Here is a 16,846-nt window from a genome sequence, read left to right on the forward strand (position 1 = left end):
CGGATAAAAGCAAATTCTTTGCTTTAAGGTGCTTATGGCAATCAATCAGGGTGTTCGACCGGGCGGCCGCAGTGCGCGGGTGCAGGCCTCGGTGCACAAGGCCGTGACGGAGCTGCTGGAAGAGCGCGACCGCTCGGAACTGACCGTGCCGATGATCGCTGCGCGCTCCGGCGTCACGCCGTCGACCATCTACCGGCGCTGGGGTGACCTGAGCGAACTGCTCGGCGACGTCGCCCTGCAGCGCATCCGCCCCGACGCCGAGCCGGCGGACACCGGCAGCCTGCGCGGCGACCTGCTGGCCTGGGGCGAGCAGTACATGGAGGAAACCGCCTCGGTGCCCGGCCGCGCCGTGGTGCTCGACCTGCTGGCCGCCGGCGGCGGTTCTTCGGGACGCTGCATGGCGATCGCCTGCGGCCAGTTCGACATCATCCTGCTGCGCGCCAGGGAACGCGGTGAAAAGCTGCCGGAGCTGGACCGCATCGTCGACCGGCTGATGGCGCCGCTGGTGTATCGCATCCTGTTCTCCGGCGAGGAGCTGGAAGTGGCCTATGTCGAGCGCCTGGTCGATCTGACGCTGGAGGGGTTGTAGCGGATTCGCGGACAGGCTCCGTACCTGCCATGGACGTATGCGTAGGATGGCGTGGAGCGAAGCGATACCCATCACTCCCGGCACCGTCAGCATGGGTATCGCCTGGGCTCCACCCATCCTACGTTTTTGCGGCACAGTTCAGCACCAATCTGTAGGAGCAGGCCATGCCCGCGATCGCGCGCATGGCGCGCTCTTACAACTGCGCGCTCCGCACTGCATCTGCCCACGATTGAAGGGCGTCGCAGGCCGCGAGCGCAATCTCCTGGTCCGTGCGCCCGGCAAACACCCGCTCCAGCGCATCCGCCGCGATCAGCCCGGCAACGGTCGGCGTGCCCACGGCTTCGGTGAGATCCAGCCACTCGCCGAAGCTGGCTGGCGTGTCGTACCAGCGCAGGTAACCCGAGGGCGACACCGGCCACCAGCGCTCGTCGAACTGCAGCACGACCTTTTCCAGTTGCCCCATGCCCAGGTGCGCCAGCGCGTCCTGCTGGGCCGCCGGCAGGGGCGGGGTGAAGCGGATATCGCGCAATACACCGACAGGGACGGAGCAGACGCAGAAGTCGGCGCTTTCAGCACCCACCCGCACCTGCTCGCCGGACCAGTCGATGGCGGTCACCGGCTGGTTCAGGCGGATATCCAGCCCTTCGGCGAGATGCGCGGCCAGCTGTGAATAACCCTGCGGCAGGAAGCGGTCGCCGGCGCCGACGCCTTCTTCGTCGAGGGCATCGACCGACAGCGATTCGAGCGGCAGGCAGGCCTCCAGGATCAGGTTGGCGTCCAGGGCGAAACGAGTGGCGCGGCGGGTCGGCTCGTCGCGTTCTTCGAGGTAGCGCGCGACACCATCCGCCAGTGGCAGGCTGCGGTCGATCCCGGCGCGCAGGGCTTCCCAGGCCGCATCGATATCGGGCACCGGGCCATCCGCCGCCGCAGCCAGGGGGTGCCCGAAATCGGTTTCCCGTAACGGCAGGCCGAGATGCTGGGCGTGGGCGGCCAGCGGGTTGTCGCCGAAGTGCTGCAGCCAGGCGGCGCCTTCGTCTACCCGTACCGGCCCGAGGGAAATGCTGTGGACGCGGCCGCCGATGCGCTCGCGGGCTTCCAGCACCACGCAGTCGATCCCGGCTTCGCGCAGTCGTCGTGCGGCGGCAATCCCGGCGAAGCCCGCGCCGATCACCAGTACCCGGCGGGCGCCGCTTTCGATGGCCGCTTCGGCCGCGCGCAGGCCGTCGTTCCAGGCGCCATGGGTCATGGCCGGCGCGATGGGATTGCAGGCCTCGCCGGCCAGCACCAGCTTGCCGCCCAGCACTTCGCCCAACCGGCGCCGATGCTCCGGCGTCGCACCGGGCAGCAGGGTGCTGTAGGCGCCACGGCTGAACGGATCGTCGCTCCAGTGGGTGACGTGGAAGGCGGTGGGGCGGTGGCGAAGGCTGTCCATATCGTGCTCGCTCGGTGAAAGAGCGACGACCTTAGAAGTCTGGCGGTAATCACTGCAAGAGGCAGACATGGGCAATCCGCCCGGCGATCTGTACTGGTTTTCGCCTTGCCACGAGCAGGGTCTCAGTCTCTGCCGACGCGGCAGCGAAACACCAACGTAGGATGGCGTGGAGCGAAGCGATACCCATCACTCCCGGCACCGTCAGCATGGGTATCGCCTGGGCTCCACCCATCCTACGGGTTAGCGCCAAGCCGAGGGGCTGTCAGGCGCGGCTCAGGCGGATCACCGTCCGTGCGACGGACACCCCGGTGAACAGCACCACGAACAGCCGCAGCGTCTGCATCGCCAGCACCAGGCCGACGTCGGAGTGGGTGTCCACCGCGATGATCGCCATGGCGTCCAGGCCACCGGGGCTGGTGGCGAGGTAGAGGGAGAGGAAATCCATCCCGGTGATGGCCGCCAGCACCCAGGCGAACAGCGCGCAGCTGGCGATCAGGGCCAGTGCGCTGACCAGCATGGCGGGCAGGTGGCGGCCGACGTAGGCGAGGCTTTCGCGGTCGAAGCGCAGGCCGATGTAGCAGCCGATCACCCCGTAGGCTGTGGCCAGCAACCAGTGCGGCAGGGTGATGTGCAGCACGCCGGTGAGCTGCAGCACGGCGCCGGCCACCAGCGGCACCAGCAGCGGGCCGGCTGGCAGCCTGGCGCCGGCGGTGGTGCAGACGAAGATCAGCAGCAGGCAGTTGATCAGGTCGGGCAGGGTGGCGGTGTCGACGATCGGCGTGCTGTGCGCTGCCGAGCCACCGCCTTCGATGCCCAGCAGGCGACCGACCAGGGCTCCGGCCATGACCACGCAGACCACCCGCACGTACTGCATGGTGGCGACCACGCGCGGGTCGGCGCCGTTGGCTTCGGCCATCGACACCATGGCCGCCGCGCCGCCCGGCGCGGTGCCCCAGGCGGCGGTGCTGCCGGGGATGCCGCCGAAGCGCACCATGGCGTAGCTGACCACGGCCGAGAGCAGCAGGGTGAGCAAGGTGGCGCTGAGCATCAGCGGCCAGGAAGCGACCATCGCCTGCAGCACCGACCAGCTCATGGCGTGGGCGACCAGCAGGCCGATACAGCCCTGGCTCAGGCGGAAGGCCTGGCGCGGCAGGCGGATTTCCGCACCGCTGACGCCAAAGGCGATGGCCACCAGCATGGGGCCGAGAAACAAGGCGGCGGGGATGCCGAGCCAGGTCAGCAGTTGCCCGGCGCCTCCGGCTCCGAGCGCCAGGGCCAGCCATTGCAGACTGACGGGGATACGGGCGACGGGCAGGGCAGGGCGGCTGGACACGGACGGCTCCGGGCGGGGAAGACGTCGGAATTATCGGTAGCGGAATCGATCAAGTCTATTTTCTAATAGTCATGAATCCATTCCTGAAATTTATCGGTTGGCCGCCATGGACCTGCGCGATCTCGCCTACTTCGAAACCATTGCCGAACTCGGCCACCTGGGTCGCGCCGCCGAGCGCCTGGGGCGCAGCCAGCCGGCGCTGACCAAGAGCATCCAGCGCCTGGAAGAGTCCCTCGGCGCGCGGTTGTTCCAGCGCGACGGCCGCCGCATCCGCCTGACGCCAGCCGGCGAACTCATGCTGCAACGCGCCCGGCAGTTGCGTCAGGACATCGAGGAAACCCGCCGCGAGGTGCGCGATTTCGCCAGTGGCGTGGTGGGCAATATCCGCCTCGGCTGCGCCGCGACCATGGCCGAGTACCTTTTGCCACGCTTGACCGAGGACCTGTTGGCGCGGGCGCCGGACGTCACCATGAGCCTGGTATTGGGCCAGGACGACGTTCTGCGCGAGGCGCTGCGCAGCGGGCGGCTGGACATGGCGATCTGCTCGCGGATCGTCGACGACCCGCAGCTGAGCAGCGAGCCGCTGTTGCAGGATCAGGTGGTGGTGGTCGCCAGCCGTGACCATCCGATCTTCGACGGCCCCGTCGCCATGGCCGACCTGTGTCGATATCGCTGGGTGTTGCCGGCCACTGGCGTGTCGTCGCGGCGCTGGATGGATTCCACCTTCCAGGCCCACCAGCTGCCCATGCCGCAGGTGCAGATCGAGACCAACGCGATTCCCATGCTGCCCAACCTGATCGCCCGTACCCGCCTGCTCAGCTTCATCGCCCGCGAGGCGCTGGCCGGTGGGCATGGCATGGACCAACTGCGCGAGGTGGAACTGGCCGAGACGACGCTGACGCGGACCATCGGCCTGGCGGTGCGCGAGGGCGCCTACCTTTCTCCCGCCGCGCAATTGCTGCGCGGCATGTTGCGCGAGCATGCGCAGCGGTTTGGCACAGAGCTGTAGCCAGAAGCGAAGCACCCTGTAGGCGTGGCTTCGTAGGGCGAGTAACGCGCCAGCGTTATCCGCCGCACCGCATCTGGCGGATAACCTGTTCCAGGTTATGCGCCCTACGATCACACTGCGTGTTCAGCGGCTGGGCACTTCGCCCACCACAGTCGTGCGGTACATCTCCCGGCGCATGCCGTGGTAGTCCGACACCGGATAATGCCAGGTGCTGCGGTTGTCCCAGATCGCCAGGGTGCCCGCGCTCCAGCGCATGCGGCAGGTGAATGCCGGCTGCGTGGCGATGCTGAACAGGTAGTCCAGCAGCGGCTGCGACTCCGCCGGGCGCATGCCCTTGATGCCGCTGGTGTAGGCCGGGTTGATGTAGAGGATCTTCTTGCCGGTCTCCGGGTGCCGGGTCACCAGCGGATGCGAGCGCACCTCGCCCTCGTGGCTGCCATAGCGCACCGCCATGTTTTCCATCAGGTCGTTGTGCTTGGCCTCGGCGCCGTAGGCACGCTCGGGGCTGTGGATGGCGTCCAGGGTTTCCAGCTGCGCGCGCAGTTTCGGCGACAGCCATTCGTAGGCCAGCGCCAGGTTGGCGTAGAGCGTGTCGCCGCCAAACGGCGGGATGTCGTGGCCGTAGAGCAGGGTGAACGCCGGCGGGCGCTCCTGGAAGGACCAGTCGCTGTGCCAGGCGCCGCCGAACACCACCGGGGTCTTCTCGTTGGCTTCCTTCACCACCCGCACCACATGCGGATGATCGTCCATGCCGACCACATAGGGCTCGCGGCCGAACTCGCCGAAGCGCAGGGTCACGGCTTCGAGGTTCTCCACGCTGAGGTTCTGCCCGCGGATGAACAGCACCTTGTGCGCCAGCAGCGCCTGGCGCAGCTCGGTGTAGCCTTCCTCGCCCAGGGTGGTGAGGTCGAGGTCGCTGACATCCGCGCCGATCGCGCCGGTGGCGGGGACGATGCGGAAGTGGCGGTAGTCGGCCGCGCGGTTCTGGCTCGGCAGCGCGTAGAAGAACTCGAACATGGGGAAGCCTCTTGTGAGTGTTATTGGCATTTCCAGCATGGCCAGCGCTGGCGCTTTCTTCCATGATGAAGTCCGCCAAAAAATGATGATTCCCGCCACGGCGTACCTTGCCGCCACAGGAGCCCGCGATGGACTGGCGCCAGACCCGCGAGATCACCGGAGTGCGTTACCTGCTCGACAGCGCCCGCGACGAGGGCCTCGGCGCGGACGATTGCCTGGTGGGCAGCGCGATCTCGCTGGCCGACCTGCAGGCGCGCGCCGGCCGTATCCAGGCCTGGCAGGAACTGGCGGTGATCCGCAACCTGTTGCAGCACATCGACCGGCCCGGCCTGGGGTTGGCGACCGGGCGGCGCTACCACCTCACCTCGCTGGGCCTGCTGGGCTTCACCATGCTCGCCAGCCGCACTTTGCAGGAAGCCTTCGAGACTTTCGGGCGCTTCCAGAGCCTGGCGCTGACGCTCTGCCCGGTAAGTAGCGAAGTGGAGGCGCGGGGATTGTGGCTGGTGTTCGATGACCGCGTGCTGCCCGAGGATGCCCGTGCTTTCGTGGTGGAACGCGGCATCGCCGGTTGCTGGCAACTGTCCGGCGAACTGCTGCAGCGGCCGCTGCAACCCCTGGCGATTGAACTGCGCTGCCCGGCGCCGGGCGATGCCAGCGCGTTCCGCGAGACCTTCGGCATCGAGCCGGTGTTCGCGGCGCCACGCAACGCCATGCTCTTCGCCCTGGAGGACCTGCAGGCGCCGTTACCGCAGGCGCAGATCAGCGCGCGCGACAGCGGTGAGCAACTCTGCGAGCGCCTGTGTGGTGAACTGGCGCTGACCCTGGCCGCCACACCCACCGCGCGGCAGGTGCAGCAACTGCTGCTGCGCGACTCCGCCAGCCTGCTCGGCGCGGCGGCGGTGGCCGAACGCATGGGCCTTTCCGAACGTACGCTGCAACGGCGTCTGGCCGAGGAAGGGCAAAACCTGCAGGGGCTGAACGACGGCATCAAGCAGCGTCTCGCCGAACGCCTGCTGCGCGAATCGCGGATGGACCTGCAGGGCATCGCCCAGTGCCTGGGCTATGCCGAGGCGGCGAGTTTTTCCCGCGCCTTCCAGCGCTGGACGGGGCAGTCGCCCGGTCGTTGGAAACGTCAGTCCGGAACCCTCCCGGCGCACTGAAGTCGAACCGCCCGCGATGCCTCTGCAACGGGCGAAAGCCGCGAGATAGAGCCTTCTGTTGTGGCCGATTGCCATCGGTCGCGGGCTAATTTCGCTTGCTTCCCATCCGTTGCCCTCAAGAGGCGCATCGTCATTTTTCGTGAGGCGTCCAACAAGAAAAGGAGAATCCATGTCCTGTGCAACCTGCCTGCGCGCGTGCCTCGGAAGGCGCGGCGCGATGACCTTCAGCGCACTGCTTTGGCGGACTTGAGCCGCCATCCACTCCTTGCACCGGCACCGCGCGAGCGGCGCGGCCGCGTGCCCCTGGCCGGGCATCCGGCCGTCATCCGAGCATTGAGGGAATCAATGAGCAAGACCTTCCGACTGGCCGCCGTGGCCGGCAGCCTGCTGGCTACCGGACTGCCCGCGCTGGCCTATGGCGCCGAACTCGAGGCGCAGATCCGCTGGACCCGCTACGGCATCCCGCACATCCAGGCCAGGGACGAACTGGGCCTGGGCTACGGCATCGGCTACGCCTACGCCCGCGACAACGCCTGCCTGCTCGCAGAAGAAGTGCTCACCGCGCGGGGCGAGCGTTCGCGCTACTTCGGCGAGGACGGCAAGACTTCTGCCGGCGTCGGCAACCTGCCCTCGGACTTCTTCTACACCTGGCTCAACGACAACGAATCCCTGCGCCGCCTGCGCAGCGCCCAGCCGCAGCCGATCCGTGACCTCCTCGATGGCTACGCCGCCGGCTACAACCGCTGGCTGTGGGACACCCAGGCCGCCGGCACGCAGTGCGCGGGCAAGGCCTGGCTGCGCCCGCTGGAGGCCGACGACCTGCTGCGCCTGACCCGCCGCCTGCTGGTGCAGGCCGGCGCCGGGCAGTTCGCCGAGGCGATGATGGCGGCCACGCCGCCGGGGCAGGCGAGCACTTCGGTAGTCAGTGACGGCGAGGTGCTGGCGGCGATGCAGCGTCGCGAAGACTTCCACCGGGACCACGGCAGCAACGCCGTCGCCGTGGGCAGCGAGCGCTCGGCAGACGGCAACGGCCTGCTGCTGGCCAACCCGCACTTCCCCTGGTTCGGTGCGCTGCGCTTCTACCAGATGCACCTGACCATTCCCGGCCAGCTCGACGTGATGGGCGCCTCCCTGCCGGGCATGCCGCTGGTGAACATCGGCTTCAGCAGGGACGTGGCCTGGAGCCACACAGTGGACACCTCCAGCCACTTCACCCTGTACCGCCTCGACCTCGATCCGCAGGACCCGCACAGCTATCGCGTCGATGGACAGTCGCGGCCGCTGAAGGAAGTCACCCTGCGCGTTCGCGTGCTGGAGCCCAATGGCCGTGTGGGTACGCGCAGCCACACGCTGTACGAGTCCGAGTACGGCCCGCTGCTCAGCGTGCCCGGCAAATTCCCCTGGAACGCCAGCGAAGCCTTTGCCGTACGCGACGCCAACCTGGGCAACGACCGCGTGCTGCAGCAGTGGTACGCCATCGATCACGCGCGCAGCCTGGATGAGCTGCGTGACAGCATCGAGCACTTGCAGGGCATTCCCTGGGTCAACACCCTGGCGACCAACGCCGAGGGCAAGGTGCTCTACCTCAACCAGTCGGTGGTGCCGCACCTGAGCCAGCAGCAACTGGCCGACTGCGCCATCGCCGAGTACCAGAAGCAGGGCCTGCCGGTGCTGCAGGGCGGGCGTCGCGCCTGCAACTGGTCGAGCGCGCCGGGCACCCGTCATGCCGGGCTGACGCCGCCGGAGCAGATGCCGGCGCTGGAGCGCGAGGACTTCGTGCAGAACTCCAATGACAGCGCCTGGATGAGCAACCCCGCGCAGCCGCTGACCGGCTTCTCGCCGCTGGTGAGCCGCGACTCGGTCCCGGTCAGCGCCCGCGCGCGCTTCGCCCTCGACCGGCTGAAGGGCGACGGCAAGATCGGCCCGGACGACCTGCAGAAGATGGTCACCGACAACCGCGTCTATGTGGCCGACATGCTCCTCGACGACCTGCTGCAACTGTGCAAACCGGCCCCGGCGGGCACCGAGGCGGCCTGTGCCGCGCTGGGTTCGTGGGATCGCCACGTCAACCTCGACAGCAATCCGGGCTTCGCCTACTTCCAGGCCTTCGTCGCGCGCTTCCTGAAGATCGACGGCGGCTGGCGCCTGCCCTTCGATCCCAAGCTGCCGCTGGCCACGCCCTCGGGCATTGCCCTGGACAAGCCGGAGGTACGCCAGCAGGTGCAGCAGGCGCTGGTCGCCGCCGCGCAGGAGATCGATGGCCGCCGCATCCGCGCCGACGAGAAGTGGGGCGAGCTGCAACTGACTGGCGATGTCGCCGGCCCGCTGGGCATCCCCGGTGGCACCGGCAACGAGGGCGTGTACAACGCCATCACCTCGGAGTGGCAGGGCGACCATTACCGCGTGCTCAGCGGCAGCAGCTACATCCAGCTGGTGGACTTCACCGCCGATGGCCCGAAGGCACGCGGGCTGCTGGCGTTTTCGCAGTCCAGCGAACCCGGCTCGCCGCATCACCGTGACCAGACCGAACTGTTCGCCCGGCAGCAGTGGCCGGAGTTGCCATTCACCGAGGAGCAGATCAAGGCCGATCCGGAGTTGAAGGTGATGGAGCTGCGCGAGCAGTAAGGGGAGGGCGCCCCTTGCGGGCGCTGGTCGCGGGCATGGCCTGCTCCTACAGGTAGTCGTGCTTTTGTAGGAGCGGGTCATGTCCGCGAACCCTGTGCGGCCGGGGTCGCTGTCACCAGCCTGACACCGAGCGCCCCTAGTCTGTCGGCAAAGCCCCGACGCGTAGGCCGCCGCCATGCCCCTGACCAATGAATCCGTGATCCGCCGCATCCACCGCGAACTGCTCGACCACAGCGACGAAGAGCTGGAGCTGGAGTTGCTGGAGGATGTGCGCAACCTCGACGAGCTGTTCGACGAGCACGCCGACGTCGACGAGGAAAAGCTCGCCCGCCGTCGCTACTTCAGCGAGCTGTTCCGCCTGCAGGGCGAACTGGTGAAGCTGCAGAGCTGGGTGGTGAAGACCGGCCACAAGGTGGTGATCCTCTTCGAAGGCCGTGATGCGGCGGGCAAGGGCGGCGTGATCAAGCGCATCACCCAGCGCCTCAATCCGCGCGTCTGCCGGGTCGCCGCGCTGCCCGCGCCGAACGACCGCGAGCAGACCCAGTGGTACTTCCAGCGCTACGTCTCGCACCTGCCGGCGGCGGGGGAAATCGTCCTGTTCGACCGCAGCTGGTACAACCGCGCCGGCGTCGAGCGGGTGATGGGCTTCTGCTCGGACGACCAGTACGAGGAGTTCTTCCGCAGCGTGCCGGAGTTCGAGCGCATGCTGGCGCGCTCGGGCATCCAGCTGATCAAGTACTGGTTCTCGATCTCCGACGACGAACAGCACCTGCGCTTCCTCAGTCGCATCCACGACCCGCTCAAGCAGTGGAAGCTCAGCCCCATGGACCTGGAGTCGCGGCGTCGCTGGGAGGCCTACACCAAGGCCAAGGAAATCATGCTCGAGCGCACCCACATCCCCGAGGCGCCCTGGTGGGTAGTGCAGGCCGACGACAAGAAACGCGCGCGGCTCAACTGCATCAGCCACCTGCTGAAGCTGATTCCCTACGAGGACGTCGAGCACCCGGCGGTGATCCTGCCGCAGCGCCAGCGTCACGAAGACTACGCGCGCACGCCGACGCCGCAGCAGATCGTGGTGCCGGAGGTTTACTGAGCAGGAACAGGATTACGTAGGAGCAGCTGTCTTGCTCTTGAGTTCCGCGCCTGCGCTTCCCCCTCACCCCAGCCCTCTCCCTCGGGGAGAGGGGGCCGACTGTGCCGGCTGACACTACGGCTTCATCCTGCGCCATACAGTCCCCTCTCCCTCCGGGAGAGGGTTAGGGTGAGGGGAGGCCCTGGCGCAAATACGCCAGAAGAAGGCCGTTGGCCCTACGTACAGCATCCCTTCGGTGCGGACAGTCATTTCCGCAGAGACACAACCTGTAACATTCCCCGCCGATCATGACCGGGACACCCCCAAGCGGACTCCCAGCATGACCACCGATACCCTGGCCGTTCCCGTCGTCGAAGGCCGGCCCCATCTGGAACACAGGCCCGGCCGCATCACCGCCTTCATCTTCTTCGCCGTGCTTGCCGTCGGCCTGCTGTTCTCGGCCTGGAGCCTGGTGCGCGACGTCGACGACGTCACCACCACGGTCACCACCTGGACGCCGTTCCTGCTGCTCGGGGTCGCCCTGTTCATCGCCCTGGGCTTCGAGTTCGTCAACGGCTTCCACGACACTGCCAACGCGGTGGCCACCGTCATCTATACCCACTCGCTGCCGCCGCACTTCGCGGTGGTCTGGTCGGGCTGCTTCAACTTCCTTGGCGTGCTGCTCTCCAGCGGCGCGGTGGCCTTCGGCATCATCGCCCTGTTGCCGGTGGAGCTGATCCTGCAGGTCGGCTCCTCGGCCGGCTTCGCCATGGTCTTCGCCCTGCTGATCGCCGCCATCCTGTGGAACCTCGGCACCTGGTGGCTGGGCCTGCCGGCCTCGTCCTCGCACACGCTGATCGGCTCGATCATCGGCGTCGGTGTGGCCAACGCGCTGATGCACGGCCGCGATGGCACCAGCGGTGTGGACTGGGCGCAGGCGACCAAGGTCGGCTACTCGCTGCTGCTCTCGCCGCTGATCGGCTTCGTCTGCGCCGCGCTCCTGCTGCTGGCGCTGCGCCTGCTAGTGAGGAACCGTGCGTTGTACAAGGCGCCCAAGGGCAAGTCGCCGCCGCCGTGGTGGATTCGCGGCCTGCTGATCCTCACCTGCACCGGCGTGTCCTTCGCCCACGGCTCCAACGACGGGCAGAAAGGCATGGGCCTGATCATGCTGATCCTGGTCGGCACCCTGCCGATGGCCTACGCACTGAACCGCACCATGCCGGCGGACCAGACCGTGCAGTTCGTCGCCATCGCCGAAGTTACCCAGCAGGCGCTGGTCCGTGCCGCGCCACAGCCGGCCCCGGCCGACCCGCGCGCGGTGCTGTCGGAGTACGTGCGGACCAAGGACGCCAAGCCCGAACTCATTCCGTCCCTGGCGGCGCTGACCGGCGCCATCGGCGCGGAAGTGAAGGGTTACGGCAGCCTGGCCCGCGTGCCGGCCGAAGCCATGGGCAACGTGCGTAACGACATGTACCTGACCAGCGAGGCGATCCGCCTGATGGACAAGGACAAGGTCGGCAACTTCGACGCGGACACCGCCAGCAAGCTGGCCGCGTTCAAGGGCAAGATCGACGAGTCGACGCGCTTCATCCCGCTGTGGGTGAAGGTCGCCGTGGCCATCGCCCTCGGCCTGGGCACCATGGTTGGCTGGAAGCGCATCGTGGTGACCGTCGGCGAGAAGATCGGCAAGACCCACCTGACCTACGCCCAGGGCGCCTCGGCGGAGATGGTGGCGATGCTGACCATCGGCGCGGCGGACATGTACGGGTTGCCGGTGTCGACGACCCACGTGCTGTCGTCCGGCGTCGCCGGCACCATGGCGGCCAACGGCTCGGGCCTGCAGATGCGCACCATCCGCAACCTGCTGATGGCCTGGGTGTTGACCCTGCCGGCGGCCATCGTGCTCTCGGCGTCGCTGTACTGGCTGTTCACCCACCTGTTCTGACCTTGGCTGATGCAACGAAAACGCCGCTCCTACGAGCGGCGTTTTCTTTTGGCACCGATTCCCCCTGTAGGAGCGGGCCATGCCCGCGATCCGCCGGCAGGGCCGGCGTCTGTCTCGGCACCACGGTGCAGTATTCGTAGGATGGGTATCGCTGCGCTCCACGCCATCCTACGTCGTGTTCGTCCCGCAACTTGCTGCGATAGCTTCGTTCCATGCCCGCTTGAAATATCGAACGCGTGATGCGTATTTTGTACGGGCTCGCGCGCCTCGCGCGGCGTCCTGTGACAGGGACAAAAGAACAAGGATAAGAAGTCATGAGTAACGATCCTGGAATCCCACTCGCCGAGCGTCTGGCTGGAGTGGAAGAGATCGAGTGCGTCACCCCCGACCTCAACGGGGTGCCGCGTGGCAAGGTGATGACCGGCGAGGGCTTCCTCACCGGGCGCCGGCTGCAACTGGCGCGCGGCGTCCTGCTGCAGTGCATCATGGGCGGCTACCCGGCCGCGAAGTTCTACGGCAGCGACGACGGCGACCTCGCCCTGATCGCCGAGCCGACCCAGATCCACCGCCTGCCCTGGAGCGACGAACCCCGCGCCTTCGCCATCTGCGATGCGCTGGAGCTCGACGGCAAGCCCTCCGGCCTGTCCACCCGCGGCCTGCTCAAGCAAGTTGTCGCGCGCTACGCCGAACGCGGCTGGAGCCCAGTGGTGGCGACCGAGCTGGAGTTCTTCGTGTTCGCCCCCAACCCCGATCCGCTGGAAGCCTTCCAGGCGCCAGTCGGCCTCGACGGTCGCCGCGAGATCGGTCACTCGGCCTTCAGCGTGTCGTCCAACAACGGCCTGCGCCCGTTCTTCCAGGACGTCTACCGCTGCATGGAGGCGGTGGGGCTGGAGCGCGACACCTTCATGCACGAGATGGGTACCACCCAGTTCGAGATCAACTTCCTGCACGGCGACCCGGTACTGCTGGCCGACCAGACCTTCCTGTTCAAGCACCTGCTCAAGGAGGTCGCGCTCAAGCACGGGCTGATCGTGGTGTGCATGGCCAAGCCGCTGGCGCACACGCCGGGCAGTTCGATGCACATTCACCAGAGCATCGTCGACGGCGAGGGCCGCAATATCTTCAGCGACGCCCAGGGCGAGGCCACGCCGGAGTTCCGCCACTTCATCGGTGGCCTGCAGGCGTGCCTGTCGGACTTCACCCTGCTGTTCGCGCCGAACGTGAACTCCTTCCAGCGCCTGTGCCACCCGTACGCTTCGCCGAACAACGCCTGCTGGTCCCATGACAACCGCGCCGCCGGCCTGCGCATTCCGGCCAGCGCGCCGGTGGCTCGTCGCGTGGAGAACCGTCTGCCGGGTGCCGACGCCAACCCCTACCTGGCCATCGCCGCGAGCCTGGCTGCCGGTCTGCACGGCATCGAGCGCGCCCTGGAGCCCACCGCGCCGATCCAGGGTGAGTTCGAGGTGCCGCCGGAGTTGCTGCTGCCCTGCACGATGTACGACGCACTGCAGCGCCTGCAGCGCAGCGAGCTGGCCCGCGAGGTGTTCGGCAACGAGTTCATCGACGGCTACAGCGCGACCAAGTCCATGGAGCTGACCAGCTTCTTCGACGAAATCACCCCGTGGGAACGCCGCGTTCTCGCAGCGCAAGCCTGAGGCGCATGATCTGATTTGAAGTCGCTGACACAGCTGCGCCGAAACCCGGTGCAGCTGTGATCGGCAGCCATCTTCTGGCGATCTTCAGGCCATCCTCGTTCATCCCGCCGACATCCTTCGAAACGCCCCGCATGACCGTGCGCGACACGCGCTATTCCGGGCCCGGCAGCCCTCTCGACGCGCCGATTGGCAAGCTCTAAGGTGTGAGCGCAAGTCCCGCTTTCCGCTGCCCGGACGTTGTGCCGGGGTTGTCCTGGACCAGGAGGTCCAATGCTTCGGATCGTCACTGCCTTCCGCGCTCTGTACTTCGCCGCCGTCATGCTCCTGACCGGTTCCGGTCTGCTCAGTACCTACCTCGCGCTGCGCCTGGGCGCGGAGAAGGTCGATGGGCTGTGGATCGGCGCCATGATGGCCGCCTACTACCTCGGCCTGGTGCTGGGCGGCAAGATCGGCCACCGGCTGATCGCCCGCGTCGGTCATATCCGCGCCTACGTCGCCTGTGGCGGGCTGGTGACCGCTGCGGTGCTGGGCATCGGCCTGTTGCCCTGGCTGGGCTTCTGGCTGTTGCTGCGGGTCGCCATCGGCCTGGGGATGATGTGCCAGTACATGGTCATCGAGAGCTGGCTCAACGAGCAGGCCGAAGCGCGCCAGCGCGGTGCCGTGTTCGCCGGCTACATGGTCGCGTCCTACCTGGGCCTGGTACTCGGCCAGCTGGTGCTGGTGGTGCATCCGGGGCTGGGCCCGGAGCTGCCGATGATGATCGCGCTGTGCTTTGCGCTGTCGCTGATCCCGGTGGCGATCACCCACAAGGTCCACCCCGCGCCGCTGCGCCCGGCACCGCTGGAGCCGCGCTTCTTCATCCAGCGTGTGCCGCAGTCGTTGACCACGGTGCTGGTGTCCGGGCTGGTGGTCGGTTCGTTCTACGGCCTGGCGCCGCTCTATGCGGTGCGCCAGGGTCTGAGTAACGAGGAGATCGGTCTGTTCATGGGCGGCTGCATCTTTGCCGGCCTGCTGGTGCAGTGGCCGCTGGGCTGGCTGTCGGACCGCATCGACCGCGCCGTGCTGATCCGTAATGCCGCGATCCTGCTGTTGATAGTGGCCTTGCCGCTGGCGGCGCTGCCGTTGCTGCCGGTGCCGCCGATTTCGTTGGCGTGGCTGCTGCCGATGGGCTTCATCGTCTGCCTGGTGCAGTTCACTTTGTATCCGCTGGCCGTGGCCTTCTCCAACGACCACGTCGAAGGTGAGCGCCGCGTTTCGCTGACCGCGATGCTGCTGGTGACCTTCGGTGTCGGCGCCTGTATCGGCCCGCTGGCGGCCGGTGCGCTGATGAAGCTGTTCGGCGCCAACATGCTCTACGCCTTCGTCTGTGCCTGCTCGCTGATCCTCATCTGGCGCGTGCAGCCGGAGAAGGTCAGTGGTGTACACCGGGTCGACGAGGCACCGGTCAAGCACGTTGCCACGCCGGACAGCCTGGCGTCCTCGCCGCTGTCCGCCGCCCTCGACCCGCGGGTCGACGAAGCGGCCGTGGAGGAGCAGATGAAGGGCAACGACAACAGCACGCCGGCTGCCGAGCCGGAAGTGGAGGCAGAAGCAGAAGCCGAGGAAGAAAGCCGGCCCGCGTGAGGCGGCAGGGGAAGGGCGGCAAGCGCTTGCCGCCCGGGACGAACTAGAACAGTTCGTCCTTCTCGAAGCGCCGGGCTTCGCGTTGCAGCTGGTAGACGAAGCGCTCGATGTTGCGCTGCGCCAGGCCGCTCATCTGGTGGAAGCGCATGCCGGCGAAGCTGTAGCCGACCTTTTCCTCGAAGTGCACGTGGCGCAGTTCGACTTCCATGGTCAGGGCGCCGAAGGGCAGGCGCGCGGTGAATTCTTCATAGACCTGACCGGGCTGCAGGCGCTCGGCGGCGTTGCCTTCCAGGCGAATCTTGCAGCCCGTGGCGGAAATGTCGATCAGGCTGCCCTTGAGCGGCGACTTCAGCTTGCTGCCGCCAATTTCCACCGGCACCGGCTGGACCTGGCTCACAGGGGCGCGGAAGGCGTTGCGGCGCTGGTGGTAGAGCATTTCGGCCGGCACCGGCAGCCAGTAGCAGCGGGCGCTGTCGATCTCGGAGAAGAAAGCGTTCTGGGTGTTTTCCCAGGCGACGCGCACACCTTCGTGGAAGGCTTCGATGCGGAATTGCTCGCCATTCTGCAGGAAGCGCTCGCCGTCGTTGGGGATGAGTTCATCGAGGGCGACGATGTTGCGCTCGCGGTTGATCTCGACGACGAAGCTCTGGAAGCGCTGGCTGCGCCCTTCGAAGGTGATTACCAGTGGATCGTGACTGTCCATCAGCATTTTCAGGCTGGCGTGGATCTCCACCGGAGCTTTCAACACCTTCGGTGGTTGAGGGCCATTTTCCTCGGCGAACAGATTGGACACGGTCCGCAGGTCTCCATTGTGTTTGTTATGAGTCGTGCACGGGGCAGGGCCGGATAGTGGCATTCTGCCCTAGGGCGGGCCTTCAGGCCAGAGGAGTTCAGGCCTGGCTGAGCGGACGCTGGCGGTTGCTCTGGGTGGAGCCGCCGTAGCGATCATAGAGTCGCGGAGTTTCCTGGCCGCGCAGGATGTCGAGCGTGCGCTCGGTGCTGGTCTGGCCGGAACGGATGAGGCGGCCGTTGCGCTGGTTGGCTTCCTGGCAACGTTCGAGCAGGGCGCCGAGCTCCTGCGCACGCGCGGTGAGAGCGGCGTTGCCGGTAGCCTGGGCAATCTGCGCAAGCCCCTCGTTGTCAGCGCTGACCCCGGCCTGTTGCAGTGCCTGGGTGCGGATACGACCGTTCTGCTCGAGCTGATGCAGCAGCGGCAGCTTGCTGTCGAGCAGCTTCTGCAACTGGTCCAGGTCGCGGGCTTGCAGCGCCTGGAACTCGTCGTCGATCAGCTGCAGCAGGCTGCTGGCTGCTTCGATGTCGCCGTTGATCAGAGAAAGCAGGGCATCGGACATCTTGGGCTCGGCGTACTAGCGGTTGACCAGGCGC

13 protein-coding genes are annotated in these 16,846 nt (G+C 67.2%); 8 read left to right on the forward strand and 5 right to left on the reverse strand.

Going from position 1 to position 16,846, the window contains the following annotated elements; genetic code table 11:
* The first annotated feature begins 34 nt into the window (after positions 1-34).
* Positions 35-589, forward strand: coding sequence for a TetR/AcrR family transcriptional regulator (locus tag IB273_RS12395; protein WP_081519239.1), 555 nt, complete (start codon positions 35-37; stop codon positions 587-589).
* Between the two features lie 193 nt (positions 590-782).
* Here IB273_RS12395 and IB273_RS12400 read toward each other — a convergent pair whose 3' ends face one another.
* Together IB273_RS12400 and IB273_RS12405 are read right to left on the reverse strand one after the other, a co-directional pair.
* Positions 783-2,021 carry a flavin monoamine oxidase family protein gene (locus IB273_RS12400; RefSeq protein ID WP_192224182.1) on the reverse strand — a complete coding sequence of 413 codons (1,239 nt, stop codon included), beginning with the start codon at positions 2,019-2,021 and terminating at the stop codon, positions 783-785.
* 262 nt (positions 2,022-2,283) lie between these two features.
* Positions 2,284-3,354, reverse strand: coding sequence for an AbrB family transcriptional regulator (locus tag IB273_RS12405; RefSeq protein ID WP_081519241.1), 1,071 nt, complete (start codon positions 3,352-3,354; stop codon positions 2,284-2,286).
* A gap of 106 nt (positions 3,355-3,460) precedes the next feature.
* Between IB273_RS12405 and IB273_RS12410 the strand changes: the two genes are divergently transcribed.
* On the forward strand, positions 3,461-4,363 hold the full coding sequence (locus IB273_RS12410; RefSeq protein WP_081519242.1) for a LysR family transcriptional regulator: 903 nt from the start codon (positions 3,461-3,463) through the stop codon (positions 4,361-4,363).
* A gap of 123 nt (positions 4,364-4,486) precedes the next feature.
* Here the strand turns inward: IB273_RS12410 and IB273_RS12415 are convergent, their stop codons facing one another.
* Positions 4,487-5,380, reverse strand: coding sequence for a TauD/TfdA dioxygenase family protein (locus IB273_RS12415; protein ID WP_081519243.1), 894 nt, complete (start codon positions 5,378-5,380; stop codon positions 4,487-4,489).
* Positions 5,381-5,508: 128 nt separating this feature from the next.
* On the opposite strand from IB273_RS12415, the gene IB273_RS12420 reads away from it, so the two are divergent.
* The 6 genes from IB273_RS12420 (at position 5,509) to IB273_RS12445 (ending at position 15,460) form a co-directional block, all read left to right on the forward strand.
* Positions 5,509-6,540 carry an AraC family transcriptional regulator gene (locus IB273_RS12420; RefSeq protein ID WP_081519244.1) on the forward strand — a complete coding sequence of 344 codons (1,032 nt, stop codon included), beginning with the start codon at positions 5,509-5,511 and terminating at the stop codon, positions 6,538-6,540.
* Between the two features lie 345 nt (positions 6,541-6,885).
* Entirely contained in the window at positions 6,886-9,165 is a 2,280-nt protein-coding gene (locus IB273_RS12425) for an acylase (RefSeq protein ID WP_192224183.1), read from the forward strand.
* A gap of 175 nt (positions 9,166-9,340) precedes the next feature.
* Entirely contained in the window at positions 9,341-10,258 is a 918-nt protein-coding gene (gene ppk2 / locus IB273_RS12430; protein WP_081519246.1) for a polyphosphate kinase 2, read from the forward strand.
* Positions 10,259-10,577: 319 nt separating this feature from the next.
* Entirely contained in the window at positions 10,578-12,182 is a 1,605-nt protein-coding gene (locus tag IB273_RS12435) for an inorganic phosphate transporter (RefSeq protein ID WP_192224184.1), read from the forward strand.
* 416 nt (positions 12,183-12,598) lie between these two features.
* Positions 12,599-13,837 (forward strand): glutamine synthetase family protein, encoded by a 1,239-nt coding sequence (locus tag IB273_RS12440; protein ID WP_192209865.1) that lies wholly within the window; start codon positions 12,599-12,601, stop codon positions 13,835-13,837.
* A 270-nt stretch (positions 13,838-14,107) separates the two neighbouring features.
* Positions 14,108-15,460, forward strand: coding sequence for an MFS transporter (locus IB273_RS12445; RefSeq protein ID WP_081519249.1), 1,353 nt, complete (start codon positions 14,108-14,110; stop codon positions 15,458-15,460).
* A 43-nt stretch (positions 15,461-15,503) separates the two neighbouring features.
* Here the strand turns inward: IB273_RS12445 and IB273_RS12450 are convergent, their stop codons facing one another.
* Entirely contained in the window at positions 15,504-16,253 is a 750-nt protein-coding gene (locus IB273_RS12450; protein WP_081519250.1) for a flagellar brake protein, read from the reverse strand.
* Positions 16,254-16,350: 97 nt separating this feature from the next.
* Positions 16,351-16,812: a flagella synthesis protein FlgN gene (locus IB273_RS12455; RefSeq protein ID WP_081519251.1), complete on the reverse strand. Its 462-nt coding sequence runs from the start codon at positions 16,810-16,812 to the stop codon at positions 16,351-16,353.
* Between the last annotated feature and the right edge of the window lie 34 nt (positions 16,813-16,846).

Source organism: Pseudomonas sp. PDM19, assembly GCF_014852215.1.
Taxonomy (GTDB): domain Bacteria; phylum Pseudomonadota; class Gammaproteobacteria; order Pseudomonadales; family Pseudomonadaceae; genus Pseudomonas.